General features: G+C 63.7%; 22 protein-coding genes. 11 read left to right on the forward strand and 11 right to left on the reverse strand.

Annotation, left to right across the window (positions count from 1 at the left end):
• Window positions 1-125: 125 nt before the first annotated feature.
• On the reverse strand, window positions 126-1,061 hold the full coding sequence (locus ACQY7X_RS22540) for a fumarylacetoacetate hydrolase family protein (protein ID WP_428247735.1): 936 nt from the start codon (window positions 1,059-1,061) through the stop codon (window positions 126-128).
• A 130-nt stretch (window positions 1,062-1,191) separates the two neighbouring features.
• Here ACQY7X_RS22540 and ACQY7X_RS22545 point away from each other — a divergent pair, with 130 nt between their 5' ends.
• Window positions 1,192-3,162: an acetoacetate--CoA ligase gene (locus tag ACQY7X_RS22545; protein ID WP_428247736.1), complete on the forward strand. Its 1,971-nt coding sequence runs from the start codon at window positions 1,192-1,194 to the stop codon at window positions 3,160-3,162.
• A 95-nt stretch (window positions 3,163-3,257) separates the two neighbouring features.
• On the opposite strand, the gene ACQY7X_RS22550 is transcribed toward ACQY7X_RS22545, so the two are convergent.
• A complete protein-coding gene (locus ACQY7X_RS22550; protein ID WP_428247737.1) occupies window positions 3,258-4,172 on the reverse strand; it encodes a DMT family transporter in 915 nt (304 codons plus the stop codon).
• A gap of 153 nt (window positions 4,173-4,325) precedes the next feature.
• Between ACQY7X_RS22550 and dctP the strand changes: the two genes are divergently transcribed.
• From dctP to ACQY7X_RS22570, 4 genes are read left to right on the forward strand one after another with little or no spacing between them, the layout of a single operon-like run.
• Window positions 4,326-5,324, forward strand: a complete 999-nt coding sequence (gene dctP, locus ACQY7X_RS22555; protein ID WP_428247738.1) for a TRAP transporter substrate-binding protein DctP — start codon at window positions 4,326-4,328, stop codon at window positions 5,322-5,324.
• Between the two features lie 18 nt (window positions 5,325-5,342).
• Window positions 5,343-5,876 (forward strand): TRAP transporter small permease, encoded by a 534-nt coding sequence (locus ACQY7X_RS22560; RefSeq protein ID WP_428247739.1) that lies wholly within the window; start codon window positions 5,343-5,345, stop codon window positions 5,874-5,876.
• Window positions 5,877-5,884: 8 nt separating this feature from the next.
• Window positions 5,885-7,192: a TRAP transporter large permease gene (locus ACQY7X_RS22565; protein ID WP_428247740.1), complete on the forward strand. Its 1,308-nt coding sequence runs from the start codon at window positions 5,885-5,887 to the stop codon at window positions 7,190-7,192.
• A complete protein-coding gene (locus tag ACQY7X_RS22570) occupies window positions 7,159-9,420 on the forward strand; it encodes a molybdopterin cofactor-binding domain-containing protein (protein ID WP_428247741.1) in 2,262 nt (753 codons plus the stop codon). Before ACQY7X_RS22565 ends, ACQY7X_RS22570 begins: the two co-directional genes overlap by 34 nt.
• Window positions 9,421-9,433: 13 nt before the next feature.
• Here ACQY7X_RS22570 and ACQY7X_RS22575 read toward each other — a convergent pair whose 3' ends face one another.
• The 6 genes from ACQY7X_RS22575 to ACQY7X_RS22600 all read right to left on the reverse strand — a co-directional run bounded on the left by ACQY7X_RS22575 (window position 9,434) and on the right by ACQY7X_RS22600 (window position 18,279).
• Window positions 9,434-11,440 carry a TRAP transporter permease gene (locus ACQY7X_RS22575; protein WP_428247742.1) on the reverse strand — a complete coding sequence of 669 codons (2,007 nt, stop codon included), beginning with the start codon at window positions 11,438-11,440 and terminating at the stop codon, window positions 9,434-9,436.
• A gap of 131 nt (window positions 11,441-11,571) precedes the next feature.
• The gene (locus ACQY7X_RS22580; RefSeq protein WP_428247743.1) at window positions 11,572-12,534 is read right to left on the reverse strand and encodes a TAXI family TRAP transporter solute-binding subunit; all 963 of its coding nucleotides are present in this window, start codon (window positions 12,532-12,534) and stop codon (window positions 11,572-11,574) included.
• A 68-nt stretch (window positions 12,535-12,602) separates the two neighbouring features.
• Complete coding sequence (locus ACQY7X_RS22585) at window positions 12,603-14,381, reverse strand: hypothetical protein (RefSeq protein WP_428247744.1); 1,779 nt, start codon at window positions 14,379-14,381, stop codon at window positions 12,603-12,605.
• Window positions 14,382-14,416: 35 nt separating this feature from the next.
• Entirely contained in the window at window positions 14,417-17,080 is a 2,664-nt protein-coding gene (locus ACQY7X_RS22590; protein ID WP_428247745.1) for a glycosyltransferase, read from the reverse strand.
• A gap of 214 nt (window positions 17,081-17,294) precedes the next feature.
• The gene (locus ACQY7X_RS22595) at window positions 17,295-17,603 is read right to left on the reverse strand and encodes a hypothetical protein (RefSeq protein ID WP_428247746.1); all 309 of its coding nucleotides are present in this window, start codon (window positions 17,601-17,603) and stop codon (window positions 17,295-17,297) included.
• Between the two features lie 205 nt (window positions 17,604-17,808).
• The gene (locus tag ACQY7X_RS22600) at window positions 17,809-18,279 is read right to left on the reverse strand and encodes an Lrp/AsnC family transcriptional regulator (RefSeq protein WP_428247747.1); all 471 of its coding nucleotides are present in this window, start codon (window positions 18,277-18,279) and stop codon (window positions 17,809-17,811) included.
• 249 nt (window positions 18,280-18,528) lie between these two features.
• Here ACQY7X_RS22600 and ACQY7X_RS22605 point away from each other — a divergent pair, with 249 nt between their 5' ends.
• From ACQY7X_RS22605 to ACQY7X_RS22615, 3 genes are all read left to right on the forward strand, one after another.
• Window positions 18,529-19,371, forward strand: a complete 843-nt coding sequence (locus ACQY7X_RS22605) for a DMT family transporter (RefSeq protein WP_428247748.1) — start codon at window positions 18,529-18,531, stop codon at window positions 19,369-19,371.
• A complete protein-coding gene (locus ACQY7X_RS22610; RefSeq protein ID WP_428250093.1) occupies window positions 19,371-20,561 on the forward strand; it encodes a pyridoxal phosphate-dependent aminotransferase in 1,191 nt (396 codons plus the stop codon). The genes ACQY7X_RS22605 and ACQY7X_RS22610 overlap by 1 nt, the downstream gene beginning before the upstream one ends.
• Window positions 20,562-20,840: 279 nt before the next feature.
• A complete protein-coding gene (locus ACQY7X_RS22615; protein ID WP_428247749.1) occupies window positions 20,841-21,185 on the forward strand; it encodes a hypothetical protein in 345 nt (114 codons plus the stop codon).
• 76 nt (window positions 21,186-21,261) lie between these two features.
• On the opposite strand, the gene ACQY7X_RS22620 is transcribed toward ACQY7X_RS22615, so the two are convergent.
• Together ACQY7X_RS22620 and ACQY7X_RS22625 are read right to left on the reverse strand one after the other, a co-directional pair.
• Window positions 21,262-22,425, reverse strand: coding sequence for a hypothetical protein (locus ACQY7X_RS22620; protein ID WP_428247750.1), 1,164 nt, complete (start codon window positions 22,423-22,425; stop codon window positions 21,262-21,264).
• 225 nt (window positions 22,426-22,650) lie between these two features.
• Complete coding sequence (locus ACQY7X_RS22625) at window positions 22,651-24,006, reverse strand: class I SAM-dependent rRNA methyltransferase (RefSeq protein ID WP_428247751.1); 1,356 nt, start codon at window positions 24,004-24,006, stop codon at window positions 22,651-22,653.
• Here ACQY7X_RS22625 and ACQY7X_RS22630 point away from each other — a divergent pair.
• From ACQY7X_RS22630 to ACQY7X_RS22640, 3 genes are read left to right on the forward strand one after another with little or no spacing between them, the layout of a single operon-like run.
• Window positions 24,005-24,340, forward strand: coding sequence for an HIT family protein (locus ACQY7X_RS22630; RefSeq protein ID WP_428247752.1), 336 nt, complete (start codon window positions 24,005-24,007; stop codon window positions 24,338-24,340). The two genes, ACQY7X_RS22625 and ACQY7X_RS22630, sit on opposite strands and share 2 nt — an antisense overlap.
• A gap of 11 nt (window positions 24,341-24,351) precedes the next feature.
• Entirely contained in the window at window positions 24,352-24,633 is a 282-nt protein-coding gene (locus tag ACQY7X_RS22635; RefSeq protein WP_428247753.1) for a SemiSWEET transporter, read from the forward strand.
• Between the two features lie 17 nt (window positions 24,634-24,650).
• Window positions 24,651-25,667, forward strand: coding sequence for a TAXI family TRAP transporter solute-binding subunit (locus tag ACQY7X_RS22640; RefSeq protein ID WP_428247754.1), 1,017 nt, complete (start codon window positions 24,651-24,653; stop codon window positions 25,665-25,667).
• Here ACQY7X_RS22640 and ACQY7X_RS22645 read toward each other — a convergent pair.
• A complete protein-coding gene (locus ACQY7X_RS22645; RefSeq protein ID WP_428247755.1) occupies window positions 25,660-26,307 on the reverse strand; it encodes a glutathione S-transferase family protein in 648 nt (215 codons plus the stop codon). The genes ACQY7X_RS22640 and ACQY7X_RS22645 overlap by 8 nt on opposite strands.
• Window positions 26,308-26,309 lie beyond the last annotated feature (2 nt).

Raw genomic sequence — 26,309 nt, forward strand, 5'->3', positions numbered from 1 at the left:
TCGCGAAAGCGAGGGTCCCATTTGTTTCGAAATGTGATGCCCTGTAAGCGCGCGAACGCCCGAAGCGTTCGTGGGCGCGCGGGCCCGAAGGGCTTTGGCGCGGGCATGACGGCCTGAAGAGGCCATTATTTCTGCCGCAGCACGCGGTTGCGCAGGATGCCGATCTTCTCGATCTCAAGCTCCACCACATCGCCATCCTTCAGGAAACGGCCATGTTCCAGGCCACAGCCATCGCCGACAGTGCCGGAGCCGAAGAATTCGCCCGGATGCAGCGTCTCGTCCGCCGAGATGCGTTCGAGCAAAGCTTCAAACGTGTGGTGGATGGTGGAGGAATTGCTGTCGCACCAGGTCTTGCCGTTGACCCGCGCCTGCATGCGTAGCGCATAGGGGTCCTCGATCTCGTCAGCGGTGACCAGGAACGGACCCATGGCATTGCCGGTATCGAAATCCTTGCCCTTGCAGGGGCCGAGCATCGACTGCATCTCGGCGCTCTGGGCATCGCGGGCGGAGAAATCGTTGAAGATGGTGTAGCCGAAGATATGCCGGCGGGCATCCCTGGCCTTGATGTTCTTGCCGCCCCGGCCGAGCACGAAGCCCATTTCCAGCTCGAAATCCATCACCTGGCTGTAGCGCGGCCACAGCACATCCTGGCCGGTGCCGATCACTGAGAAGCGGTTGGCCTTGTAGTAGACCGGCATCGCATACCAGCTGGCCGGCACCTTGACCAAACCGGCCTTGACCAGCCACGGCCCCAGGATCGGCTTGCGCATTATCGCGATACGCTGCATCGCCTGGCGCACATGCTTCTCGAACAGCATGCAGTCGCGGATCTGTTCCGGCACCGGCAGCGGCGCATGCAGCGTGGCATCCAGCAGCGGCACGCGGATTTCACCGTCATCGAGCAGGCTGCGCGCCGCCGCCATGCCTTCATCGCCGGCCTTGATCAGCGCCAGGATATCGGGGAAGCGTGCCGAAAAATCGACGATCATCGCGCCGTCCGAGGTCAGCGCGCCGGGCCGCATATTGCCGGTGCCGGGATGGCTGTAGGTGCAGAGCTTCATCGGGCGGCCTGTTCCATGAAAAGCAGACATCTGCGGGAAGGCCGCAGTTTACTACTCTCCGCGCCCGAAGCCCAGTTGCCGCGCTGGCGCCAGCCGGGTAAAACCGCCCAAAGCCCCCGGAGGAATCCCGATGACCGTGAGCGAAAAGCCGCTCTGGACCCCGACGCCGGATCGCATCCGCCGCAGCCAGCTCTACCGCTACATGACCTGGCTGAAGGAAAATCGCGGCCTCGATTTCAAGGATTATGACGCGCTCTATCGCTGGTCGGTGACCGAGACCGAGCCGTTCTGGGACAGCCTGTGGCATTTCTACGGCATCAAGACGCATAAGCCCTACACCAAGGTGCTGGCCGATGCCTCGATGCCCGGCGCCAAATGGTTCACCGGCGCGGAGGTGAACTACGTCGATCAGGTGATGCGCCATGTCACCGACAGCCGCCCGGCGATCCTCTATGCCTCCGAGACCGAGCCGATGAAGGAAATGGGCTGGCATGAATTGCGCGACCGCGTCGCCGCCATCGCCGCCCATCTGCGCCAGCGCGGCATCAAGCCCGGCGACCGCGTGGTGGCCTATGCGCCGAACACGCCGGAAACCCTGATCGCCTTCCTGGCCGCCATATCGATTGGCGCCGTGTGGTCGATCTGCGCCCCGGATATGGGCTTGCAGGCAGTGCTTGACCGCTTCAAGCAGATCGAGCCGGTGGCTTTGTTCGCCGTCGAGGGCGTGCATTACAACGGCAAGGCCATCGACCGCCGCGACATGGTGGGCGAGATCGTGGCGGCTTTGCCGACGTTGCGTGACGTGATCCTGCTGCCGAGCCAGGCCGAGGCGATGACACTGCCGGCATCTCTGAGCGTGGCGCGCTGGGCCGATATCGCCTTTGTGCCGGCCGAGTTGCAGATCCTGCCGGTGGCTTATGATCATCCGATCTGGGTGGTGTATTCGTCGGGCACGACCGGCCTGCCCAAGCCCATCGTGCATGGCCATGGCGGCGTCACCCTCGAATTGATGAAGATGATGCAGCTGCATAACGACCTGGGGCCGGATGATGTGTTCCACTGGTATTCCAGCACCGGCTGGATCATGTGGAACGCGCAGGTCGCCGGCCTCTGCACCGGCGCCACCATTGCAATCTACGACGGCAGCCCGGCCTGGCCGGATTGGGGCCGGCTGTGGCGCTTCATCGGCGAGGCCAAGGCCACCTTCTTCGGCGCCGGCGCCGCCTTCTTCGCTTCCTGCCTCAAGGCCGACATCAAGCCGCGCGAGATTGCCGATCTTTCCGCCCTGCGCTCGGTCGGCTCCACCGGCTCGCCGCTTTCCGAAGATGCCTATGCCTGGATCTACCGCGAACTGGGCGACGAGGTATGGCTGACCTCGATTTCCGGCGGTACCGATTTCGCCGGCGCCTTTGTCGGCGGCTGCGTCATGCTGCCGATCCATGCTGGCGAAATGCAGGTGCGCTGCCTCGGCGCCGATATCCAGGCCTTCGATGAAGGCGGCAATCCGGTGATCGACCAGGTCGGCGAACTGGTCTGCGTCAAGCCGCTGCCCTCAATGCCGCTCTATCTCTGGAACGATGCCGATGGCGCCCGCTACCAGGGCAGCTACTTCGACGTCTATCCCGGCATCTGGCGCCATGGCGACTGGATCCGCATCACGCCGCGCGGCGGCTCGGTGATCTATGGCCGTTCGGATGCTACCATCAACCGCTATGGCCTGCGGCTCGGCACGGCGGAAATCTACCGCGCGGTGGAGGAACTGCCCGAGGTGCTGGATAGCCTGGTGATCGACCTGGAATATCTGGGCCGCGAAAGCTTCATGCCGCTATTCGTGGTGCTGCGTGAAGATCTGACGCTCGATGAGGCACTGAAGCAGAAGATCAACGGCGCCATCCGCCAGGCGGTCTCGGCGCGCTTCGTGCCCAACGACATGGTGCAGGTAGCCGAAGTGCCGCGCACGCTCTCGGGCAAGAAACTGGAAGTGCCGGTGAAGAAAATCCTGCTCGGCCAGCCGATGGAAAAGGTCGCCAATCCCGGCGCCATGAGCAACCCGCACAGCCTGCAATGGTACGCCGAGTATGCCAGGACGCTGAACGGCTGATGTTTTGTCACTCTCGCGCACGCGAGAGTCACATTTCAGCGGTAAAAATGGGATGCCGGCTTGCGCCGGCATGACAGTACTGAGTAATGAAGTAATTACTTGAGCTGCGCCCGGCGGGCCAGATAGATGCCGAACAGCACCACCAGGCCGCCGCCGATCTGCAGGCTGGTGAGGCCCTCGCCGAGCCAGAGCCAGCCGAAGAACGCCGCCGCCACCGGCTGCAACAAGACCACCAGCGACGTGAACGACGCCGGCAGGTGGCCGAGCGCATAGGCGATCAGGCCCTGGCCCAGGGCATGGCTGAGCCATGCGAGGCCGAACAGCGTGAACCAGCCCGTTGCCGTGGCCGGCAGCAGCCCCTCGCCCATCAGCAAGGTTGCCGGCAGCAGCGCCAGCGCGGTGACCAGGCTGGACCACAGCATCAGCGTCTGCGTGCCATGGCGGCCGCGCAGCTTCGCCACGGCGATCATATACAGACCGTAAAATCCGGCGGTAGCGAAGGCCAGCATGTCGCCATACACATTGGTGCCGCCAAGCTGGAAGCTGGAGCCGACCAGCATCAGCGCGCCGCAGATCGCCACCGCCATCGCCAGCATAAAAAGCCTGTTAATACGCTCGCGCAGGATCAGCCAGGCGCCGAGCGTGACGATCACGGGGGCGAAGTTGCTGAGCAGGGTGGCATTCGCCACCGAGGTGTATTTGATCGCCAGATGCCAGAAGAACAGGTCGCCGGCAAACAGCAGGCCGGGCAGCAGGATCAGGCCCAGGGTGGGCAGGCTGGCGCGTTCGGCCACCGGGGCACGCAGCCGCCACCACAGCCAGAGCGGCGGGACCGCGAGTGCAGTGCGGTAGAAACCGGTGGCGGTGGGGCCGACTTCCGACAGGCGCACGAAGATCGGCGAGAAGGCGATGGCGATGGCGCCCACGATCAATGCCGCCAGGGCCAGATTCTGGGCCTTCGCAGATGCCGGATTGGCCTCGGGCGGCGGGGTCTCGGTGGGCGTTTCCATGCCGGATCGTTACGCCCTGGCGCAAGCCGGCTCAAGCCGCGCGGGAGATAAATTTGTTCGCCCCAACCGGGCAGTTACCTTAAACTTGAGGTTCTGATAAAGACACCGGATCGAATTTTCGGCCGCAAAGAATTTTTGGGAGGAACAAAAACCATGCGTCTCGTCGCGCTCAGCGTTACCGCCATTGCCGCCCTGTTTGCCACCTCGCTCAGCGGTGGCGCCGCCCAGGCCCAGACCGTGATGCGCATCAGCCATCCGGTGCCGACGGCGCACCATGTGCACAAGGCCGTGGAAGCCTTCAAGGCCGATCTCGAAGCCCGCACCAAGGGCACCATGCGCGTGGAAATCTTCCCCGCCGAGCAGCTCGCCAAGCAGAGCGAGACCCATGCCAGCGTGGCGCGCGGCGCCTTCGAGGCCGGCGTGCTGACCAACTTCACCTGGGGCAACACCATCCCCGAGATGAACGTGCTGACCATCCCCTACCTGCTGACCGACCTGGAGAAGATCAAGAAATTCCCGGGCTCACCGGCAGCGCTGCTGCTGGAGCAGGCCCTGCTTTCCAAGGGCGTGCGCAACATCACCTGGTTCTACACCACGCGGCAATCGATCTTCACCTCGGCGAAGAAGCCGCTGGTGCAGCTTGAGGACCTCAAGGGCCTGAAGATCCGCGGCCTCTCGGCCTTGTCCGATACCGGCCTCGCCTCCATCGGCGCCTCGCCGACGCCGACGCCGGCGCCGGAAGTCTATCAGGCGCTGCAATCCGGCGTGCTCGATGCCGGCCTCACCGACGTGTCCGCCGCCGTCAGCCGCCGCTTCTACGAAGTGCAGAAGTTCGGCACCGTGGCGCCGTATTTCTCGGTCTACTTCCACATGTTCGCCAACCCGGCCTGGTATAACCGCCTGACCACCGGCGAGAAGGATGCGCTGGCGGCAGCCGCCAAGAAGGCCGAAGCCGACATGATCGGCCTGACTGAAGCCACCGCCGAAGCCGCGATCAAGGAACTGCCGCAGAAGGGCATGACCATCCACATGCAGACTCCGGCCGAAGCCGCCACCTGGAAGGCCGCGTTGCAGAAGCCGGTGATCGATGCCTTCGTGAAGGCGGTGCCGGAAAACGGCCCGAAGCTGATCGACGCCATCAACAAGCTGTAAGCTGACACTGGTTCCGAGATGACATTGGTAGCGCGCCTCATCGCCCTGCTGTCGGGCCTCGCTTCGAAAGTGGCGGGACTCGCGGCCCTGATCTGCCTGGTGCTGGTCGGTGCCGGCGTGGTGGCGCGCTACTTCTTCAATGCCGCGCAAAGCTGGATCGATGAAAGCGCTACCTGGCTGGTGATCATCATGGTGCTGCTGGCGATGCCGGAAGCCCAGCGGCTGAACGCCAATATCGGCGTCGATGCCCTGGTGATGAAATTCAACCGCCGCGGCCAGCGCCTGCTGGCGCTGTTCTCCGCCCTCTCCGTCGCCGTGGTCGGCGGCCTGATGCTGTGGGCCGGCATCGAGACTGTCAGCTTCTCGCAGATGATCGGCATCAAGGCCAATACCATGGCCTGGGTGCCGATGTGGTGGATTCAGGTATTCCTGCCCATCGGCGGCAGCCTGCTGCTGCTGGTGTCCCTGGTGCAATTATTCGAGGTATTCAGTCCGAACTGGCAGCCGCCGAACGCCGACGATCCGATCCACGGCACCCGCAGCCACGAGTAACGCAGCCCATGTCATTCATCATCATCCTGACGCTGCTGATCGCGCTGCTCTATACCGGCCTGCCGATGTTCGCCGGCATGTTCCTGTTCTCGGCCGCCGTGCTGTTCTATGTCGAGGGCAGCATCCCGACCTTGGGTGAATTCATCATCGGGCAGCTGGATGGCTACCTGCTGGTGGCGATCCCGCTGTTCATGCTGATGTCGCATTTCATGGTGCGCGGCAAGGTGGTGGATGATCTCTACGGCGCCGCCTACACCTTCATGCGCCACATCCCCGGCGGCCTTGGCATCGCCACGGTGTTTGCCTGCTCGATCTTCGCCGCGATTTCCGGCTCCTCGGTGGCGACCGCGCTGACCATTGGCGCCGTCGCCATTCCGCAGATGCTGAAATACGGCTACACGCCGCGCGGCGCCTATGGCGTCGTCGCCGGCGGCGGCACGCTCGGCATCCTGATTCCGCCTTCCGCGCCGATGGTGCTCTATGGCGTCGCCTCCGATACCTCGGTCGGCGCGCTGTTCATGGCCGGCGTGTTTCCCGGCATCCTGATGGCGGTGATCTTCGCCGCCTATTGCTGGTTCACCGAAGGCCGCATGGAGCAGAAGCGCATCAATGCCGGCGGCTATATCCGCCCGGCAAAAGCTTCGCCGGCGGAAATGGGAGCCGCGCTGAAACGTTCCTTCTGGGCCTTCACGCTGCCGCCCTTCGTGCTCGGCGGCATGTATCTTGGCATCTTCACCGCCACCGAGGCGGCTGCCACCGGCGCGCTGTGGGCGCTGTTCATCGCCACCTTCATCTATCGCAAATTCGGCCTCAAGGACCTGTGGGAAGGCGGCCAGGAAGCGGCGCGCACTTCCGCCGTGCTGTTCCTGATCATCGTGTCCGCCGGCCTGTTCGGCCATATGCTGACCAAGCTGCATATCCCGGATCAGCTGGTCTCCATCGTGGTCGAGAATAATCTGAGCAAGTATCAGTTCCTCGCCATCCTGATGTTCGTGATCTTCATCCTGGGCCTGATCCTGGAAAGCTTCTCGATCATCCTGATCACCACGCCGGTGATCCTGCCGGTGATGGCGGCGCTCGGCATCGACAAGGTGTGGTATGGCGTGCTGCTCACCATCAACCTGGAACTGGCACTGATCTCGCCGCCGGTGGGCATGAACCTGATTGTCATCCGTTCCATCACCGGTGCACCGCTGGTCGAGGTGGACAAGGCCGCCATCCCCTATATGCTCATGCTCGGGTTGGGTATTGCCCTGATCATGCTGTTCCCGGAAGTGGCGCTATGGCTTCCCTCCACGATGAAACTCGGTCAGTAGACGGCGAGGCTCGGGCAATAAACCGCCGCGAGCTGCTGCAAGGCATCGCCGCCGTCGGCCTGCTGGTCGGCATCCCGCTTCCCGCTGCTGCCCAGGCGCAGCAGCGCGTGCGCAGCGTGCAGAGTTTCCAGCTTGGCATCTGGCTGCATATCGGCGCCGATGACCGCGCCACCGTGCTGCTCTGCCAATCGGAGATGGGCCAGGGCGTGCATACCATCCTGCCGACCCTGGTGGCCGAGGAACTGGAAATGCCGCTGGAACGCATCGATGTGCGCGCGGCACCCGTGGATGCGATCTACCGCAACACCTATCTGGTGAAGGCCATGCTGGCCGGCGGCAGCCCTGAGAAGCTCAGTCCCACCGCCGACTGGCTGCTGGAACGCATGGGCCGCCTCGCCGGGCAGCAGATCACCGGCGGCTCCAGTTCGGTGCGCTGGCTGTTCCAGCCGTTGCGCCGCGCCGGTGCCACGGCACGGATGCAGCTGGTGCAGGCAGCGGCCAATGCCTGGGGCGTCGGCGTGCAGGAATGTCGCGCCGAGGCCGGCCGCGTGCTGCATGCCGCTTCCGGCCGCGGCCTTGGCTATGGCGAACTGGCGGAAGCCGCCGCCCTGCTGCCGCCGCCTGCCGATGTGGTGCTGAAAGAGCCTGAGCAATGGACCCTGCTGGGCAAGCCACAGCAGCGCCTGGATACGGCGGCGAAGATCGATGGCAGCGCGCGGTTCGGTATTGATGTGCGCGAGCCGGGGCAGCTTTTCGCCGTGGTGCGCTTCGCGCCGCAATTCGGCGCCCGGCTGAAAAAACTCGATGGCTCCAAGGCCATGGCCCTGCCGGGCGTGAAGGCCGTGGTGGCGCTGGAGAATGGTTTCGCCGTGGTGGCCGACAGCACCTGGCGGGCAATGAGCGCGCGCGACACTGTCGCCGCCGAATGGGGCCCAGGCGCGCAGGATCTGCTGGATACCGCCACCCATTGGCGCATGTATGAGCAGAGCTTCATCAGCGCCAAACCGGACAAGGCCGTGAGCCATGGCGATGCCGACAAGGCCTTGAGCAATGCCGCCGCCGTGCTGGATGCCGAATACCGCCTGCCCCTGCTGGCCCATGCAGCGCTAGAGCCGATGAACGCCACGGTGCGCCTGGGCCGCGATGGCTTTGTCGATGTGTGGGCACCGACGCAAGGCCAGGACCTGGCGCGCAAAGCGGCGGCTGACGGCACCGGCATCGATGCCGACAAGGTGCGGGTGCATACCACCTTTCTAGGCGGCGGCTTCGGGCGCCGCGCGGAAGGCGATTTCGTCGCCGTGGCGGCACAGGTGGCCAAGGCGGTGCCCGGCCTGCCAGTGCAGGTGCTGTGGCCGCGCGAAGAGGATATGCGCAACGATTTCTACCGCCCAGCCAGCCTGCACAAGCTGCGCGTCGGCCTGGACGCGCAAGGCGCAATCACGGCCTGGAAACAGACCATCGCCTGCCCCTCGATCATGCGCCGGGTATTCCCGCCCTCGCGCTTCCTGGGGCCGGACGAAACCGCCTTCGAGGGCGCACATGAAGCGGCCTATGCCATCCCCGATCTGCGGCTCGACTGGCTGCCGGTGGAAACCCCGGTGCCGGTCGGCTTCTGGCGCTCGGTCGGCCATTCGCATACCGCCTTCGTGAAGGAGACCATGATCGACCAGGCCGCCTTGCAGGCCGGCGTCGATCCGCTGGCCTATCGCATGAAGCTGCTGGCCAACGCGCCGCGCCATCAGGCGGTGTTGGAACTGGTTGCCGCCAAGGCCGGCTGGAGCGCGCCGCTGCTGCCCGGCCAGGGCCGTGGCCTGGCGCTGCACACCTCATTCGGCGCCATCGTGGCCGAGGTGGTGGAACTGGAACTCGATAAGGGTCAGCCGCGCCTGAGCCGTATCACGGTAGCCGCCGATATCGGCCGCGTGCTGAACCCGAATATCGCCGAGGCGCAATTCTCCGGCGCCGTGGTGTTTGCCCTGGCTGCCGCGCTGCATGGCGAAGTGACGCTGAAAAATGGCGGCGTGGTGGAGGAGAATTTCGACAGCTATCAGATGCCGCGCATGGCCGATACACCGCCTATTGCGGTGCATTTCATCGACAGCAGCGCGGCCCCCGGCGGCGCCGGCGAACCCGGTGTGCCGCCGTTGGCGCCAGCACTTGCCAACGCCATCCAGCGTGCCGGCGGGCCACGCCTGACCCGCCTGCCGATTCTTACCCAGATGGCGTGAACCGCGCGGCCGCTTAAGCGGCGGCCGGTTTCCCTCGCCCGAGCCACTGCACCACGCAGAGTGCGGCGGTGAGCAGGATGCCGGCAATCTTGATCGGCTCGATATGCTGCACCTCGATGAAGCCGAACATTGCATCCATGATCGAGGGGAACAGCAGCATCGTGCCGGCAAAGATGAAGGCCAGCTGCAGCACCAGGCCAGTGCGCTTCATGAAGAAGCCCTGGGTGGCGATGCCATAAGCGAAGATGCCGACGCAGGTGGAGAAGCTGACCCAGACGATCTGCAGCCAGTTGCCGTCCTTGGGCATTTCCAGCAGCAGGCCGACGCCAAGCGGATCGAGCACGAACACGAACGGCACCAGGAAGGCCGGCATGGTGTATTTCCAGCTTTGCAGCGTGGTCGTGTAGGGGCTGGCGCCGGTGATCGCGGCGGCGGCGAAGGGCGACAAGGCGGTCGGCGGCGACACTTCCGACAGCACCGCATAGTAGAAGATGAACATATGCGCGGCGTAATCCTTCACGCCAAGCTGGATCAGGGCCGGCGCCGCGATCACCGCGCAGATGATGTAGGACGCCGTGACCGGCACGGCGAGGCCGACGATCCACACGATCAGCGCGGTGTAGACCGCCGTCAGCACCAGGCTGCCGCCGGCATAGGCGATGGCGATGGAGCTGAACTTGAGGCCGAGGCCGGTGAGCGTGACGACGCCGACGATGATGCCGGCGGCGGCGCAGGTGGCCGCCGTGCCAAGCACGCCAACCGAACCGGAAGCCAGTGCCTCGATCAGTTTCTTCGGCACCAGCGCGGTATCGCGGCGGCAATAGCTCACCGCCACGGCCAGGATGGTGGCCCAGAACACACTCAGCACCGGCGAGAAGCCGAGCAGCATCAGGATCACGATCGAGATCAGCGAGGTGAAGTGATAGCCATACTGCTTGGTCAGCGACCACAGGCTCTGGCGCTCGCCCATATCGACATTGGCGATGGCATATTTGCCGGTATCAAGCTCCACCATCACCAGCAGGCTGAAGTAGTAGAGCAGCGTCGGGATCGCCGCCATGCGGATGACGTCGAGATAGGAAATCTTCAGGAACTCGGCGATCAGGAAGGCCGCCGCGCCCAGCACTGGCGGCGAGATGATGGCGCCAAGGCCGCCAGCCGCGAGCAGGCCGCCCGCCGCCGCCGGCAGATAGCCGGCGCGCTTCAGCATCGGCCAGGCCACCGAACCGATGGTGACGGTGGTGGCGACGCCGGAGCCCGAGGGGCCGCCGAGCAGGAAGGAGGACAGCACGATGGCGCGGCCGGTCGAGTTGGTCTTGCCGCCCAGGGCCGAGAAGGAAAAGTCGATGAAGAACTTGCCGGCGCCGGAGAATTGCAGCACGGCGCCGAAGATGGTGAACAGGATGATCAGGCTGGAGGACACATCCACGGCGGTGCCGAAGATGCCTTCCAGCGTCATGTAGAGATGGCCGACCAGACGGTCGAGATCGTAGCCCTTATGAGTCCAGGGCGCCGGCAGATACGGCCCGCACAGCGCATAGAGGATGAAGAATATGGCCACCACCGGCATGATCCAGCCGGTGGTGCGGCGCGTTGCCTCCAGCACCAGCAGGATGAACACGGCGCCGACCATCATGTCGGTCTGGTTCGGCAGCGTAGCGCGGTCGGTGAGGTCTTCGCCGCCCTGAAGCAGATACCAGATGGTGCCGATGCCGATCAGCGCGGTGAGTACATCCCACCAGCGGATGCGGTCGCGGAAACGGGCGGCAATCGGAAACAGCAGGAAGGTAAGCAGCAGCACGAAGCCGACATGGATCGGGCGCAGTTCCTGGGTCGGCACGATGTCGTAGGCGGCATAGAGATGGAACAGGGTCATGATCACGGCCAGCGCCGTGATCAGATAGCCGCTCCAGCCGGAAAGCCGGTTCGCCGCGCCCTCTTCCTGCTCGATATACTCCTCGACCTTGCGCTGAGTGTCGGCGTCCAGGCCCTGCGTGATCTTGCCGCTGTCGTCGCTCATGCCACTCCCCCTTACGCCCTGTTTATCTGAATCCCTGGTTTTCTTATGTGAAGTTTATGTACCCCACTTAAAACAAACCCTGCTCCAGCGGCTGCTGGAGCAGGGCTTTGCCTGAACGCTGATGCGCCGGCTTACTCGGTCTTGATGCCCTTCTCGGCGAAATACTTCAGCGCGCCGGGATGGAAGGCGACCGGCGTGTTGGTCTTCTTCTGGGTCTCGGCCTTGATGTTCTTGGCCTCGGCATGCACCAGGGCCAGCTCATCGCGCTTCTCGAAGATGGTCTTGACGATGTTGTAGGCAACGTCGTCCGGCATCGAGTCATGCGCCAGCAGGATGTTCCACACGCTGGAAATGGCGTTCGCCTTGTCCTGGCCCGGATAGGTGCCGGCCGGGATGGTGCCGGCGGCATAGAGCGGGCCATACTTGGCGTTCATCTTCGCCACCAGATCGGAATGATCGATCAGCTTCAGCTTGGTGCCCGGCGTGGCGCCGAGATCGGTCACCGCCGCCGTCGGCAGACCGCCAACCCAGAAATAGGCGTCGATCTTCTTGTCCTTGATCGCGTTGGTGGACTCGGCGGCGCCAAGGCGCTCGCGCTTCAGGTCCTTGTCTTTGTCGATGCCGGCGGCTTCGAGCACGCGGAAGGCCATCACTTCGGTGGCCGAGCCCGGCGAACCGGTGGAGACGCGCTTGCCCTTCAGGTCGGCCATGCTGTTGACGCCCGAGCCATCCACCGACACCACATGCATGATGTTCGGATACAGCACGGCCAGCGCCTTGTGCGCCACCGGGGCACCCTTGAACTTGTCCTCGCCGCGCGAGGCATCGAGCGAGGCATCGGCCATCGAGAAGCCGATATCGGCCTTCTTGGCGCCGACCAGCTTGAGATTGTCGACCGAACCGCCGGTGACTTCGGCAGTCGCCTGCCAGCCCGGCACATACTTGGTGAGCAGATTGGCCAGGCCGCCGCCCATCGGATAATAGACGCCGCCGGTGCCGCCGGTGGCGATCGACAGATTGCGCGACTGCGCTTCCGCACTGCCCGCCATCGCCACCGCGCCGATCAGCGCCATGCCAAAGAGAATCCGCTTCATGGTTCGTTCCTCCGTTTATGGGATATTGACGGGACCTATTGCTGGCCCCTCGCTCCAACTATAAGTGGTCAGCGCGCCGCTGCCAACCGCGCAATGCCATTCCGGGCCAGAAGCCGCAGGTTGCCGAGCAGCGGCAGCGCATAGGCCGCGGAAATCAGCGCCCAGACGAGTCCTTCGCGATTGCTCGGGCGCTCGATCAGCACCACCATCACCGCCGAGCAGAGCAGCAGCCAGGCGAGAATCGCTTCGCAGCGCAGCGTAATCGGCGATTCTGCCGCTTTATCGGGCACTGCAAAACCAGCGGCGAGACTGCCGCCGCGCGATGCCGCTCCAAAAGCCGCGAGCAGCAGGAATCCGGCAATCGGCAGCAAGGCATAATCGATGGGGAAATCGCGGTAGCGGCCAGCGATGCTGAGCATCAGATTCTGGTACAGCGCATAGAGCGCGAAGGCAGCGAACAGCCATTCACCCAGTCGCACGCGATAGAGCCGGCGATATTCCCCCAGCTTGGCTTCGCCCACCGTGTGATTGCCGAGCGGCAGATACAGCGGCGCGAAGGATTTCAGTTCGCGCAGCCGCCGCCCCAGACCGATAAAGGCGGCGCGCGGCGCGGCACTGCCGGAGAGCCGCTCCAGTACTTCGGAGAACAGCAGCAGCGCGAAGATCGATTGCAGCGCCAGCATGATGAGGAATTCGCTGAAACGCAGCGTGCTGAAATTGTAGCTGACGCCATGTTCGACACAGGCCGCCAGGGCGGCGCCGCCGGCCTGCGCCAGCAGCACGGCGCCAAACATGCGCAGCGGCGGCAGGTTGACCAGGCGTGTGGCCTGCAAGACAGCCAGGATCAGGCCGATCAGGCTGGACAGCGCGGCATAGATCGACCAGTTGGGCAATTCGGAAAGCATGCCATCGGCATCGTATTTCGGATGGCGCAATTCATCGAGCAGGCCCCAGGCGCCGCCGACAGTGCCTTCCAGCGCCACTTTCCAGGGCTGGTCGAAAGCCTCGACCAGATTGTAATCGAGGTTCTTGGCGTCGGCGAGGCGGATGAAATCGCTGATGAAACTGGCCGCCTCATGGCGTGTCGGCACGGCTTCGCGGCGCGAACGGCCCAGCGACGGCCAGCCGACTTCGCCGATCAGGATCGGCTTGCCGGGCAGCTTGGCCTGCACGATGTTGTAGACATCCAGGATATGCGGCATCGAGTGATCGACCGCGATCGGGATATCCTCCCAATAGGGCAGGAAATGCACCGTGACGAAATCGACTTCATCGAGCAGCTGCGGATTACGCAGCCAGAATTCCCACACATCGGCGTAAGAGACCGGCTGCTTCACCGCCTGCTTGACGCGGCGGATATAGCTGATCAGCTGATCGACCGTGAGGTCCTTGCGCAGCAGCACTTCGTTGCCGACGATGATGCGCTTGATCGTATCGGGATAGCGGTTGGCCTGATCGATCAGTGCCTCGACCTCTTCCTCGTTCACATTGGCGAGCCGGCCGAGCCAAGCCGAATGGGTCACCTCAAGGCCATAGCGGCCAGCGAGTTCCGGCACTGCCTCCAGACCCTCGCGCGAGGTATAGGTGCGCACGCCGCGCGCCACGGCGCGCACCGCGTTCAGGTCCTCGGCGATTTCCTCGCGCGTCGGGTAGGTCTTGGTGAGCGGACTCTGGCCGCGCTTGAACGGCGCGAAAGACACGCTTTTCACCTGCCCGATGGGCTGGCCGATCGCGGTGTTGCCATAGGGCAGCGGGCGGTTCGGATACCACCAGGCGGCAGCATTGAGCAAAGCTGCCAGGGCCAGGAAGCACAGCAGATACAGAAAGCGGCGGGCCGGCGCGGTCATCGTCGGTCTCTACTCGGATCGTTATGCGGCGGCGCCTAGTCGGCGCCGGCGCTGGGGTTGGGGGAGCCGGCTTTCGGCAGCGTGAACAGGCTGGGCACCGGGGCATTCTTCGCCACGTCGCCGGGCTTGCGGATGCGGCCCTTGGCGGTGGAGATCATCGCCAGGGCCAGCGTGGCGTAATACGGCAACGCCTGCGCCAGCATCACGATGCCCCAGAGCCGCGCTTCGGGATCCTGGCCGCCCTGGAAATTCCACATCGCGATGCCGGCGGCGGTGAGCAGGCCGCCGAGCAGGGATTCCTCGCGGGCAATGATCATCGCCTGCACCAGGGCTGGCTGGCCCTCATGCTTCGGCGTGCGGATGAACGGCAGCTTCGAGGTGAACAGGCCGGCGAGCATCGCCTTGGCGATGGTATAGGTGAGCGCCAGACCGGCCAGGCCGGCGCCAAGCCGCTGGCGGAAGCTGCATTCCACGCGGATCTTATAGAGCCACAGGAACTGCGCCACCTTGGCGATGAACACCGCCACCACCGGCAGCAGGAACAGGCCGAGCGGCAGTTCGAAATATTTCGGCATCACGATGACGCCGACGGTCCAGGCCAGCGAGGCGATGGCGAAAACCAGGCCGAGCGCATCGGCGAACCAGGGCAGCCAGCCGGCAACGAAATGATAGCGCTGCATCGGGTTGAGCTTGCGCGTGTCGCCCGGCAGCATGTCGCGCCAATGGCGCTTGAGAATCTGCACCGCGCCATAGGCCCAGCGATACCGCTGGGTCTTGTAGGCGCCGAAGCTATCCGGCGTCAGGCCGTAGCCGAAGCGGCGGTCGGTATAGATCGACTTCCAGCCACCGGCGAGCAGCCGCAGGCCCATCTCGCTATCCTCGCAGATGCACCATTCCGCCCACGGCCCGACATGGTCGATGGCGGCGCGGCGCACCAGCGTCATGGTGCCATGCTGGATGATGGCGTCGCGCTCATTCCGCTGCACCATGCCGATCTGGAAGAAACCGGCATATTCCCAGTTGATGTATTCCTTGAACGCATCTTCCTTCCAGTCGTAATGGTCCTGCGGTGCCTGCACGAAGCCCACATCCGGCTGGTCGAAATGCGGTACCAGGGCGCTGAGCCAGTCCGGCTCCACCAGGTAATCGGCGTCGATCACGCCCACCACCTCGGTATCGCTTGCCATGTTGCGCAGCGCGAAATTCAGCGCGCCGGCCTTGAAGCCTTTCAGCGGCGAGACATGGAAGAAGCGGAAGCGCGGCCCAAGCTTGGCGCAATGCGCCTCCACCGGGCGCCACACCGCCTCGTCCTTGGTATTGTTGTCGATCACCAGCACTTCGAAATTCGGGTAATCCATCGCCGCCAGCGCATCCAGCGTCTGCTTCAGCATCTCCGGCGGCTCGTTATAGGCCGGCACATGGATCGACACTTTCGGCCAGCTTTGGCGCGACAGGTCGGCCTTGTGCGGCAGGAACAGCCGCTTGCGCCGGCTGGACCAGATCACCTCGGACATTTCGAGGCCTTCCGCCAGCACCATGATGAACAGCATCACCAGCAGCGGCAGCAGCATGGCCCACATCAGCGCCACGCCGGGACTCATATAGGTGCGGAAGCCGGTATCGACGACCCAGACGATGGCGGCGGCGACGACCTGGATCAGGCCGCCGAAGAACAGCCGGCCAGAGAAGCGCAGGTCGCTCCAGCGCGCCAGGAACCAGACCATCAGCGGCAGCGCGATCAGGATCGAGCCGGCGGCAAGCTGCGGCCAGTGCGGCCGGTCTTCCACCGGGCCGATCATCGGGAATTTCGGCGTGCGGTCGGCGTTGTAGATGCCCCAATAGGCGCCCACCGAGCCTTCGATGTTGCGCTTCCAGGGCTGGTCGAAGGCCTCCATGATGAAATAGTCGAGGCCGCGCGTATTGGCGATGTTGAGGAAGTGGCGCAGGAAAGTGGCCTGCGAGGTCGGACTCGGCACGGCTTCGCGACGCGTGCGGCCTTCCGACGGCCAGCCGATCTCGGTGATCACCACCTTCTTGGTCGGGTGCGCGTCCTTCACCTGCTGATAACGGCCGAGCGCGTATTCCACCGCCTTGTCCGGCGACTGGCCTTCCCAATAGGGCAGCAGATGGATGGCGATGAAATCGACCTCGCGGCCAAGCTGCGGATAGCGCAGCCAGATATCCCAGGTCTCGGCGGTGGAGATTTCCACGCCGGTGCCGGCAAGCTCGGTGCGCACACGGCGGATATACTGGATCAGATCGGAAATCGGCATGTCGAGCCGCAGCATGGTCTCGTTGCCGACCAGCACGCGGCGCACATTCTTGTTCTGCTTCACGATGCGCACGAGGTTGGTGATTTCTTCCTCGTTGCGCTCAAGCCGGCCATCGAGCCAGATGCCTTGCAGCACTTCCATGCCATAGCGGCTGGCAATCGGCGCGATCTCGCCCTGGCCATCCAGCGCCGAGTAGGTGCGCAGATACTTCACCTTGCTCGAAAGCAATTGCAGGTCGCGGTCGATCTCGTCGCTGCTGGGATATTTCTTCTGCTGCGGCCCCTGGTCGGCCTGGAACGGCGAGTAATCGACGCCGTTGATCAATTCACCCCAGGGACGCGGCTCCACCGGCGGATTGAGATAAATCCACCCGGCGATGTTGGCGGCGATGACGAGAAGAAGGACGAACAGTCCCGAATAGCGCATGGATGCCTGCGAAGCTGATACTGATGGGGCCTGATACTGCGTGAAGCGACTGGTACTGATGAAGGGCGGCCGTGCTGTCTGCGCCGCCGCCGCCCACCACGCTCTTTCCCGCCACGCGGACCATCGCGTGGCATGAGGAAATAGCCGTGGAATATGGCGGCTTTACGGCGCCGGCGGACTATACCGCTGCCCCCGCCCAAGAGTCGAGAGCGACCTAATCCCAGGCGGTGAAGCGCCATGTGTGGTCCCCCTGCCCGGCCAGGGCCATGCAGGAGTGGACGGCAACGTTGAACTCTCGGTAGTCATAGACCGGTTCCCAGCGCGTGGTGCAGGTTTGATTGTTGTCAACGACATGGCAATGGCGTTTGCCGTCCCGCCCGGTCCAGCATTTCGTAATCGGCTCGCCGATGCATTTGGTGACCCGGCGTTCGTCGACCAGCCGGATCAGCGGGTCATTCCTGACCTTGCAATCCTTATAGGTCGCATAAGCGGCGTAGCAGGCGCCGCGGTCCAGCGCCGTCATGCAGCTCACCCCGGCACAGCCGCCCAGGCCCAGCAGCAGCCCCGCCAGCAGCCCTGCCAAGAGCCCTGGCCGCACCCATCCCCCACCCCTCGTCATGGTCGCCTCCGCAGGGGGCGGAACCCATGTCTGCCCCCTGGGGTGGCATGACTAAGCCGCGATCACGCCGCCAGCACGGCGGCATTGCGGCGAATTCACGGCATTTCTCTCAACTCAGCGGCAGCGGCGCGGCGGTCTTGATGATGCGGATGGCGAAATTCGAGCGGATGTCCTTCACCATGTCGAGCACCAGCAGGCGCTCGTTTAGTACCCGCTCATAAGCCTTGAGATCGGGCACCACCACCTCGACCAGGAAATCCGCCTCGCCGGACACCATATGCGCCGCCACCACTTCCGGGATGGCGGCCAGATGGGCCTGCAAGGCCTGGGAATCATCGATGCGGTGGCGGGCGGCCTTGATCTCGACGAACACGGTGAGGCCGAGGCCGACCTTGTCGCGGTCCAGCACGCTGCGGTAGCCGGTGATATAGCCCTCAGCTTCCAGCCGCTTCACCCGCCGCAGGCAGGGCGATGGCGACAGGCCGACCCGCTCGGCCAGCTCGACATTGCTCAGGCGGCCATCCGCCTGCAATGCGGCGAGAATGGCATGATCGAAGCGGTCCAGGGCATCACTTGGCATATATTTTCATCCAATGATGAATTGTTGGCATAATATGCCACAAACCCCGATGGAAATGTCTAAATTCGCAAGGACATGCCGGCGGCTTTGAACCATGATCGCGCCATGACCAGTCCAGCCGCCGCCCTGCCCAAGCCTGCCGCTCCCACGGCCCTCCCGGCCCCCGCTTTGCCTGCCCCCGCTTTGCCTGCCCCCGTTTTGCCTGCCCCCGTTTTGCCTGCCCTGGGGGTCGCGGCGGCCCTCACCACCATGCTGCTCTGGGCCGCCGGGCTGGCGATCACCCGCTACGGCGTCACCGGTTCGCTGAGCCTGTGGGATGTTATCTTCCTGCGCCTCACCGCCCCGGCGATCATGCTGACGCCGCTGCTGTTCAAGCTCGGCCCCGGCTTCGCGCCTGGGCGTTATGGCTCGGTAAGCCTGGTGGTGCTCTGCGCCGGGCTGCCGTTTGTCTGCGCCAGCAGCGCCGGTACGCTGTTTGCCCCGGTGGCCCATGCCGGCGCGCTGATGCCCGGCACCATGCCGCTGTTCACCGCCCTGCTGGCCTGGCTGGTACTGCGCGAAACCGTGGGCCGCACCCGGTTGATCGGCTTCGCCTGCATACTGCTCGGCGTCATCGCGCTCGGCGGCTACCACCTGTTTGCCGGCGCGCCGGGCCTGTGGCGCGGCCATCTGCTGTTCCTGCTCGGCGGCTCGCTCTGGGCCACCTATACCCTGGCGGTGCGCCAGAGCGGCCTCAGTCCCTGGCATGGCGCGGCGGTGATCTACGTCTATTCCTGGCTGCTCTACCTGCCGATCTATTTCCTGGCCTTGCAGCCGCGCCTGCTGCAGGTGCCGCCCATGGAAATCGGCATCCAGGTGGCGCAGTCGATCTTCTCCGGCCTGGTCAGCATGTACACCTATGGCTATGCCGTGCGCAGCTTAGGGCCGGGCCGCGCCGCCGCCTTCGCCGCCCTGGTGCCGGCCCTGGCGGCCCTGCTGGCGATCCCGCTGCTGGGCGAATGGCCCGAGCCGGTGACCTGGGGCGGCATCGCCCTGATCGGCACCGGCGTGGCCCTGGCCTCCGGCACGGTCAGCCTGCGGAGATTTCAGTGATGGATTCTGCAATGCTGGATGACTTTCCGCTGCCGCAACCGTCCGGGCGCAGCGAAATCGAGATCTACCGCATGTGGCGCATCTACAATGCGCTGCTGGAGCGCAAGCGGCGCGGCGCGGCAGTGGTAAACCTGCTGGTCGGCGAGCCGTATTTCCCGCCGCCAAGCCGCGCCATCGCTGCCGCCGAAGCCGCCCTGCGCGCCGGCCCGATCCCCTACACCGAAGCCCTCGGCATGCGCCGCGTGCGCCAGGCCATCGCTGGCTACTATCGCCGCCGCCACGACCTGGAGATTCCGGCCGAGCGCATCGCCGTGACGGTCGGTTCTTCGTCGGGCTTCATGCTCAGCTTCCTCGCCGCCTTCGATGCCGGCCAGCGCGTCGCCGTGGTGGAACCGAGCTATCCGGCCTATCGCGGCGCGTTGCGCGCGGTGAACCTGGAGCCCTACCGCCTTGGCACTGATGCCGCTTCCGGCTTCCGCCCCACGGCGGCGATGATCGAGGCACTGCCCGCCGATATCGCCGGCGTGGTGCTGGCCAGCCCGGCCAATCCCACCGGCACCATGCTGCGCCGCGATGATCTGGCCGCGCTTTATGCCGCCAGCCGCCGCCGTGGCCTGTGGCTGATCGTGGATGAGTTGTATCACGGCGTCACCTATGGCGAGCCGGCCGAGACAATGCTGAGCCAGGGACCGGAAGCCATCGTGGTGAACGGCTTCTCGAAATACTGGGGCATGACCGGCTGGCGCATCGGCTGGCTGGTGCTGCCCGAGCGGCTGGTGCCGCGCGTCGAGGCATTGTCCGGCAGCCTGCAGATTTCCGCGCCGACGCTGTCGCAGCTTGCCGCCGAGGCGGTGCTGGAATCCGACGACGAGATGAATGAGCGCGTCGCGGTCTATGGCCGCAACCGCGCCCGCCTGCTGCAAGCCCTGCCCCGGCTGGGCCTGGACCGCATCGCGCCGGCCGATGGCGCCTTCTACCTGTTCTGCGACGTGAGTGCCTTCACTGACGATGCCGAGAGTTTCTGCCGCCGCATGCTGGATGAAACCGGCGTGGTGGTGGCCCCTGGCGACGACTTTGACACTGCAAATGGATCACATTTTGTCAGATTCTCCTTCTGCGTTGAGCCGGAGGTTGTGGACGAAGCAATCAACCGACTCTCAGAGTGGTTGCCACGGCAGAACCGCCGTTAATAGCTGCTAATCCGCTTCCTCATTATTCCAAGCAAGCCATGTAATATTGCGTCGATTAGCGGATTTGTTATGATTCAATACTAGGCTGCCGAACTTCAGGCAGTTGTTCCGGTCGCAACGGTGTTCATGGCCAAGCCGCAATTTCTTACTCCGCCGCAAGAGCTGAAGCGCAAGGCTGTCAACTTCAAGACCGGCTTCTCGGTCAATTTGACCGATTAGATCACTGAAAAGCTGGAAGCCACCATCGCTGCCAAAGGCGACGACTTCGCGCTCGAAGTGATGGAAAAGCTGAAAACCATGCGCACCACCATCAACGGCGTGGGACCGGACAGCATCGCCCGCATGCTGATGCTGCCCTCGGTGGCCGAGATGGCGCTCGACATCAAGGGCATGGGCGGCACCTTCGGTTATCCGCTGCTGACCATGCTGGCGAAATCACTGAACGATTTCATCGGCGGGCTGGGCATGCCGACGGATGCGCAATTCGAGGTCATCCGCATCCATGTCGATGCCATGTATGTGATGCTCGGGCAGCATGTTACCGGCGTCGGCGGTGCCAGCGAAAAGGCCATGATGTCGATGCTGAACCGCGCCGTCGACAAGGTCGGCGAAAAAACCGACTGAAACGCGAAACGCCCGGGCTTTCGGCCCGGGCGCTGCTGATTGCAAGAAAATCGAAGCTGTTAGTTGAGCGGCTGCCCTAGTTGAGCTGCTGCTCGGGGTTGGCATTGGCCTCGATGGTGGCGTTCAGCTTGTTCAGGAACACCTCGAACTGGTCCGAGCGCAGCTTCATGCCCGGCTTGTCCATCACATCGGTCTCGAAGATATAGTTGCAGTGATCCAGCGCGTTGACGCAGAAGCCCAGCGCCCAGAAGCGGTCATTGGCCTTGTTCAGGAAGTCGCGGAACGGCCCCGGGTCGTTGCGCTCCATGAACAGCGTGTGGCACTCGCGGTAGCTCTTGAAGATATTGATCGTGCTCCGCGTCAGACCCCGGATCTGCTCGATCGTGGTGCGCTTGTGCATGCTGTAGAGTTCTTTCATGTGGCCGACCATCGCCAGGTCATACGGATCGGAATCCGGCGAGGCGAGCCACTTGATGATCTCGGTCGAGCGGCGGATATTTTCCGAATACTTGTATTCGTAATACGCCACGCCCTTCCAGGCGGTGAGGATGCGGTTCGAGAGCGACTTGTCGATCTTGAACGATTCAATGAACATCTCGGCTTCCGCCGACTGCGCCTTCCACAGCGAATTGATGAAATCCGACAGCGAGCGCGAACGCTTCTCGATATAGCCCGGCGGAAACGCCTTGGTGATGATCGGGTAGACGTCGCGGGTGACGATGCTCTTGATATTGAGTTCTTCGACCTTGTCGAGACCGAGGAATTCCGCATCGATGCCGACGCGCGCTTCGTCGAACTTCACGCGCATCAGGAACGGATCGAGCGACGGGATATCGTCGAGCAGCGACAGCAATTCGAGGTCGCGCGCATTCTCCGGCGAGATGACGTCGAGATCGATGCCGATGAAATATTTCAGTTTGGCCGAGAAATCCTGCTCACGCAGATAGACGCCATGGCCGCCATCCTGCGGCAGGTTGGAGTCATACGGAAAATACAGGCAGGTCTCGACCGGGCGTTCTTTCTTGTTGCCGCCGCCATCGATGAATTCATCGATATCGGTCTCGAAATTCGGATACTTGAAGATGATCGCCTTGTTCAGGCGCGGGTTGTCGAAGAAATCCCGCCCGATCTTCTTCACCTTCTTGGGCACGTTGAACACCACGTTGGAACGATCCGACAGGATCTTTTCCAATAGCGGCGACATTGCCTTGCGGGAGGTTTTGCGGGGTTTCTTGGTCATCGCATTCTGCGGGCAGCAATCCGGTTCACGAGAAAATCAACGCAACTCAATTCTAGGTGACCTTGTGCTTATCAACTATATGGTCAACGCGGTCAATACGCGAATTATCTATGAATCACAGGCATTAATGTCAAATTGTGACACCGGCGTCACCTGCCTGTTTTGCAGGCGTTTCAGAAACTTACAGACAGGCGGCGGGCGGGCCGGAGCTTATTTCCTCTCGCCCTAATCCACCTGATACAGCAGCCACTTGAGATACGCGCTTTCCGGCAGATGCGGATGCACCGGATGATCCGGACCGGCACCGCCCTGCGCCAGCAGCCTGCCCTCGCGTCCAGAAGCGGTTAACCCCGCCGCGACCTCCTTGGCAAATACCTCACCGGGCAGCAGATGGGCACAGCAGGCTACGAACCAGTAGCCCCCTGGTGTTACGAGTGGAGCCGCCAACCGTGCCAACTTCCGGTAGGCCCGGCTGCCGGGTCCCAGGTCCTTGCGGCTTTTGACGAAGTTGGGCGGGTCGGTGACAACCAGGTCGAAACGCTCGCCGGCAGCGCCCAGGCTTTCCAGCTTTTCGAAGGCATCGGCTTTCTCGAAGCGGCAGCTGGCGGCCAGGCCATTCGCTGCCGCCGCCTGGCCGGCAAGCTGGATGGCGAGTTCGGAGCGATCGACGCCGAGCACGCTGGCGGCTCCCTTGCCGTTCACACCCCTGGCCGCGCGCAGGGCGAAGGCGCCGGTATGGCAGTAGCAGTCGAGCACGCGGGCACCCGCCGCAAGCTGGGCGATAAGGTCGCGGGCGAAGCGCAGATCGAAATACCAGCCGGTCTTCTGCCCCTCCAGCGGATCGAGCGCGAAGCGCACGCCGCCTTCCTCCACCATGGGCGCCGGATCAAGGCTGCCATGAGCCAGCGCGATGCTCTCGCCCAAGCCTTCGAGACGGCGCACCGGGCTGTCGTTGCGCAGCACGATGGCGCGCGGCTTGAAGGTTGCCTGCACGGCTTCAAGCAGCAGCGGCGTCAGTCGCTCGGCACCGGCCGTGTTTGCCTGCACAACAAACGAATCGGCAAAGCGATCAATGATGATTCCAGGCAACCCGTCGCCTTCGGCATGTATCAGCCGGTAATACGGTTGCGAGAAGAAATGCTGCCGCCGCGTTTCAGCCGCCGTCAGTTTGTCGGACAAAAAACGTGCATCAATTCGCGTCTCGATATCTCTAGAGAACAATCGCACCGCAATTAGAGAATGCAGGTTGAAACTGCCAACACCTAAACCGCCGCCATGAGCGTCGTAGACACGAACCATCTCACCCGGCGGTAGCGTTTTGGCCGCAGCATCAAGAGTCAGTTCGTTCGCGTAGATCCACGGATGGCCGCTACGAATGCGGCGATCTTCGCGTGGTTGCACGCGCAGGACGGGCATACTCGATACAGGCATGGACATTTCCCCTGCAAATGCGTTATCCAGCCGAGGCGATACTCGATAAACAACGATAAAGCGAGAAGTTTCGATGTTCCAACTGCATGACCAGCTTCGCCGCGACACATTGCCGATTTGTCGCATGAAGCTCTGTCTGGTCCAGCTCATGAACGATAATCAGTTTCCCTGGCTGGTGCTGGTCCCCGCAGTGGAAAACATGGTCGAGATCGCCGATCTCAACGAAAAACAGCGCAAGCTTCTGATCAATGAAATCGCTCAGGCACAGCGGGTTCTCAAAAGCGTGTTCGAGCCGCAGAAAATGAATGTCGGCGCGCTCGGCAATCAGGTCTCGCAGCTGCATGTGCATGTCATCGGCCGCTTCCACAACGATCCGGCCTGGCCGCAGCCGATCTGGGGCAAGGTGGCGCCAAAGGCCTATGACCCGTCGGCCCTGCGCGGTATCATCGCCAAACTGCAGAACGCCTTCATCTCCCGTATCTGACTCCGATCTCCATGCTCTCTGCCGAGGCTACCGACTGGGTTGAAATAACCGGCCTGGTAGCAGGTTTCCTCACCACGGCTGCCTACCTGCCGCAAGTGCTGAAAGTGTGGCGCAGCCGTTCCGCCCGCGATGTCTCACTCGGGATGTTCAGCCTGATGGTGGTGGGCCTGGCGCTGTGGCTCGCCTATGGCCTGATGATCGGCTCGCTGGCACTGATCCTGTCCAATATCATCACCCTGATACTTGCCGGATTGGTGCTGATCGGCAAATTGCGTTTCGACCGCAAGGCCTGATCGGGCTATAAAGGCGCATGCGCCGCCGCGACCTGCTGCTTTCTCCCCTCGCCCTTGCCGCCTCCACCATCGCCGGAGCGGCACCCGCGCGCACGGCCGCCGACGACCTGCGCTTCTTCCGCATCCTCACCGGCTCGGCCGCCGCCACCGCCTTTCCCATCGGCACCCTGGTCGCCTCGGCGATTTCCAATCCCGCCGGCAGCCGGCCCTGCGACCGCGGCGGCTCCTGCGGCGTGCCCGGCCTGATCGCCGTGGCGCTGACCAGCGCCGGATCGGTGGCCAACCTGGCCGCCATCGCCAATGAATCAATTGAAAGCGGCTTCGCCCAGGCCGATCTGGTCTATTCGGCGTATAACGGCGAAGGCTTCTACTTCCGCCGCACGCGGTTTCCGAATCTGCGGGTAATCGCCAATCTCTATCCCGAGACCGTGCATCTGGTGGCAAGGCGCGGCAGCGGCATCCAGGATATCCGCGATCTGGTGGGCAAGACCGTGTCCATCGACCGCGCCGGTTCCGGCACCCGCTTCAATGCCGAGATCATCCTCAATGCCTATGGCGTGCGGCTGAGCCAGATCAAGGTGGCCGAACTCGATCCCGGCGAGGCCAGCGACCGGCTGACGCGCGGCGAGATCGATGCCTTCTTCGTCGTTGCCGCCTACCCGGCGCAGATCGTTGCCGACCTCACGGAGAAACAGGGTGCCACCGTGGTACCGCTGGCCGCCCGCGCCATCGAAGCGGCGCTGAAGCGCCATCGCTTCTTCAGCCGCGAAGTGATCCCGGCCAATTCCTATGCCGGCGTGCCGGAAACCGAAACCCTCAGCATCGGCATGCAATGGGTGGTAGCGGAATCCGCCGATGCCGGGCTGGTCTACGATCTGGTTGCGGCGCTGTGGCAGCCGGCCAGCCGCAAGATCCTGGATGGCGGCCATGTGAAGGCGCAGCAGATCCGCCGCGAGACCGCGTTAAGCGGCATCTCGACGCCGCTGCATTTCGGCGCCGAACGCTATTACCGCGAAGCCGGCCTGCTTAGTTAGTATTTTCGAGCGGCGTTTCCTGCCCCGCAGCCTGGCACCATTCGCGCATCGCCGGATGCGCCAGCACGGCATCGCTATAGGCCTGGCTCACCGGATCGAGCGCGATGCCATAGGTGCGCAAGCGGGTGACCACCGGCGCATACATGCAATCGGCAATACCGAAGCCGCCAAACAGGAATTCCCCTCTGCCCTGGCCAAAGCTGGCCCGGCAATCGCGCCAGATTTCCTGTATCCGTGCCGCATCGGCCTTGGCTTCCGCCGTGCCCTGATCGGGGAAGCGGCGCGCGATATCCATGCTGTAATCACGCCGCAGCGCCATGAAGCCTGAATGCATTTCCGCCGAGACGGCGCGGGCAACGGCACGGGCGCCGGCATCCTGCGGCCACAGCCCGGCCTGCGGCGCGCGCTCGGCAACGTATTCGCAGATTGCCAGCGAGTCCCACACCTTCACCGCGCCATCGATCAGCAGCGGCAGCTTGCCCGAGGGCGAATAGCGCAGGATCTCGGCCTTGGTCTCGGGCCGGCGCAGGCCGATCAGGCGTTCCTCGAAGGCCAGGCCGGCGGCTTTCAGCGCCAGCCAGGGCCGCAGGCTCCAGGAGGAATGGTTCTTGTTGCCGATCACCAGGATGGGGCTGGTCATTG

The sequence above is a fragment of the Ferrovibrio sp. genome (genome assembly GCF_965278975.1).
GTDB lineage: Bacteria > Pseudomonadota > Alphaproteobacteria > Ferrovibrionales > Ferrovibrionaceae > Ferrovibrio.

Excerpts from the sequence above, each read along its gene's own strand:
- ACQY7X_RS22540 (WP_428247735.1), bottom strand. The coding sequence starts at position 1,061 with ATGAAGCTCTGCACCTACAGCCATCCCGGCACCGGCAATATGCGGCCC.
- ACQY7X_RS22545 (WP_428247736.1), top strand. The coding sequence starts at position 1,192 with ATGACCGTGAGCGAAAAGCCGCTCTGGACCCCGACGCCGGATCGCATC.
- ACQY7X_RS22550 (WP_428247737.1), bottom strand. The coding sequence starts at position 4,172 with ATGGAAACGCCCACCGAGACCCCGCCGCCCGAGGCCAATCCGGCATCT.
- dctP (WP_428247738.1), top strand. The coding sequence starts at position 4,326 with ATGCGTCTCGTCGCGCTCAGCGTTACCGCCATTGCCGCCCTGTTTGCC.
- ACQY7X_RS22560 (WP_428247739.1), top strand. The coding sequence starts at position 5,343 with ATGACATTGGTAGCGCGCCTCATCGCCCTGCTGTCGGGCCTCGCTTCG.
- ACQY7X_RS22565 (WP_428247740.1), top strand. The coding sequence starts at position 5,885 with ATGTCATTCATCATCATCCTGACGCTGCTGATCGCGCTGCTCTATACC.
- ACQY7X_RS22570 (WP_428247741.1), top strand. The coding sequence starts at position 7,159 with ATGGCTTCCCTCCACGATGAAACTCGGTCAGTAGACGGCGAGGCTCGG.
- ACQY7X_RS22575 (WP_428247742.1), bottom strand. The coding sequence starts at position 11,440 with ATGAGCGACGACAGCGGCAAGATCACGCAGGGCCTGGACGCCGACACT.
- ACQY7X_RS22580 (WP_428247743.1), bottom strand. The coding sequence starts at position 12,534 with ATGAAGCGGATTCTCTTTGGCATGGCGCTGATCGGCGCGGTGGCGATG.
- ACQY7X_RS22585 (WP_428247744.1), bottom strand. The coding sequence starts at position 14,381 with ATGACCGCGCCGGCCCGCCGCTTTCTGTATCTGCTGTGCTTCCTGGCC.
- ACQY7X_RS22590 (WP_428247745.1), bottom strand. The coding sequence starts at position 17,080 with ATGCGCTATTCGGGACTGTTCGTCCTTCTTCTCGTCATCGCCGCCAAC.
- ACQY7X_RS22595 (WP_428247746.1), bottom strand. The coding sequence starts at position 17,603 with ATGACGGCGCTGGACCGCGGCGCCTGCTACGCCGCTTATGCGACCTAT.
- ACQY7X_RS22600 (WP_428247747.1), bottom strand. The coding sequence starts at position 18,279 with ATGCCAAGTGATGCCCTGGACCGCTTCGATCATGCCATTCTCGCCGCA.
- ACQY7X_RS22605 (WP_428247748.1), top strand. The coding sequence starts at position 18,529 with ATGCTGCTCTGGGCCGCCGGGCTGGCGATCACCCGCTACGGCGTCACC.
- ACQY7X_RS22610 (WP_428250093.1), top strand. The coding sequence starts at position 19,371 with ATGGATTCTGCAATGCTGGATGACTTTCCGCTGCCGCAACCGTCCGGG.
- ACQY7X_RS22615 (WP_428247749.1), top strand. The coding sequence starts at position 20,841 with ATGGAAAAGCTGAAAACCATGCGCACCACCATCAACGGCGTGGGACCG.
- ACQY7X_RS22620 (WP_428247750.1), bottom strand. The coding sequence starts at position 22,425 with ATGACCAAGAAACCCCGCAAAACCTCCCGCAAGGCAATGTCGCCGCTA.
- ACQY7X_RS22630 (WP_428247752.1), top strand. The coding sequence starts at position 24,005 with ATGAACGATAATCAGTTTCCCTGGCTGGTGCTGGTCCCCGCAGTGGAA.
- ACQY7X_RS22625 (WP_428247751.1), bottom strand. The coding sequence starts at position 24,006 with ATGAGCTGGACCAGACAGAGCTTCATGCGACAAATCGGCAATGTGTCG.
- ACQY7X_RS22635 (WP_428247753.1), top strand. The coding sequence starts at position 24,352 with ATGCTCTCTGCCGAGGCTACCGACTGGGTTGAAATAACCGGCCTGGTA.
- ACQY7X_RS22640 (WP_428247754.1), top strand. The coding sequence starts at position 24,651 with ATGCGCCGCCGCGACCTGCTGCTTTCTCCCCTCGCCCTTGCCGCCTCC.
- ACQY7X_RS22645 (WP_428247755.1), bottom strand. The coding sequence starts at position 26,307 with ATGACCAGCCCCATCCTGGTGATCGGCAACAAGAACCATTCCTCCTGG.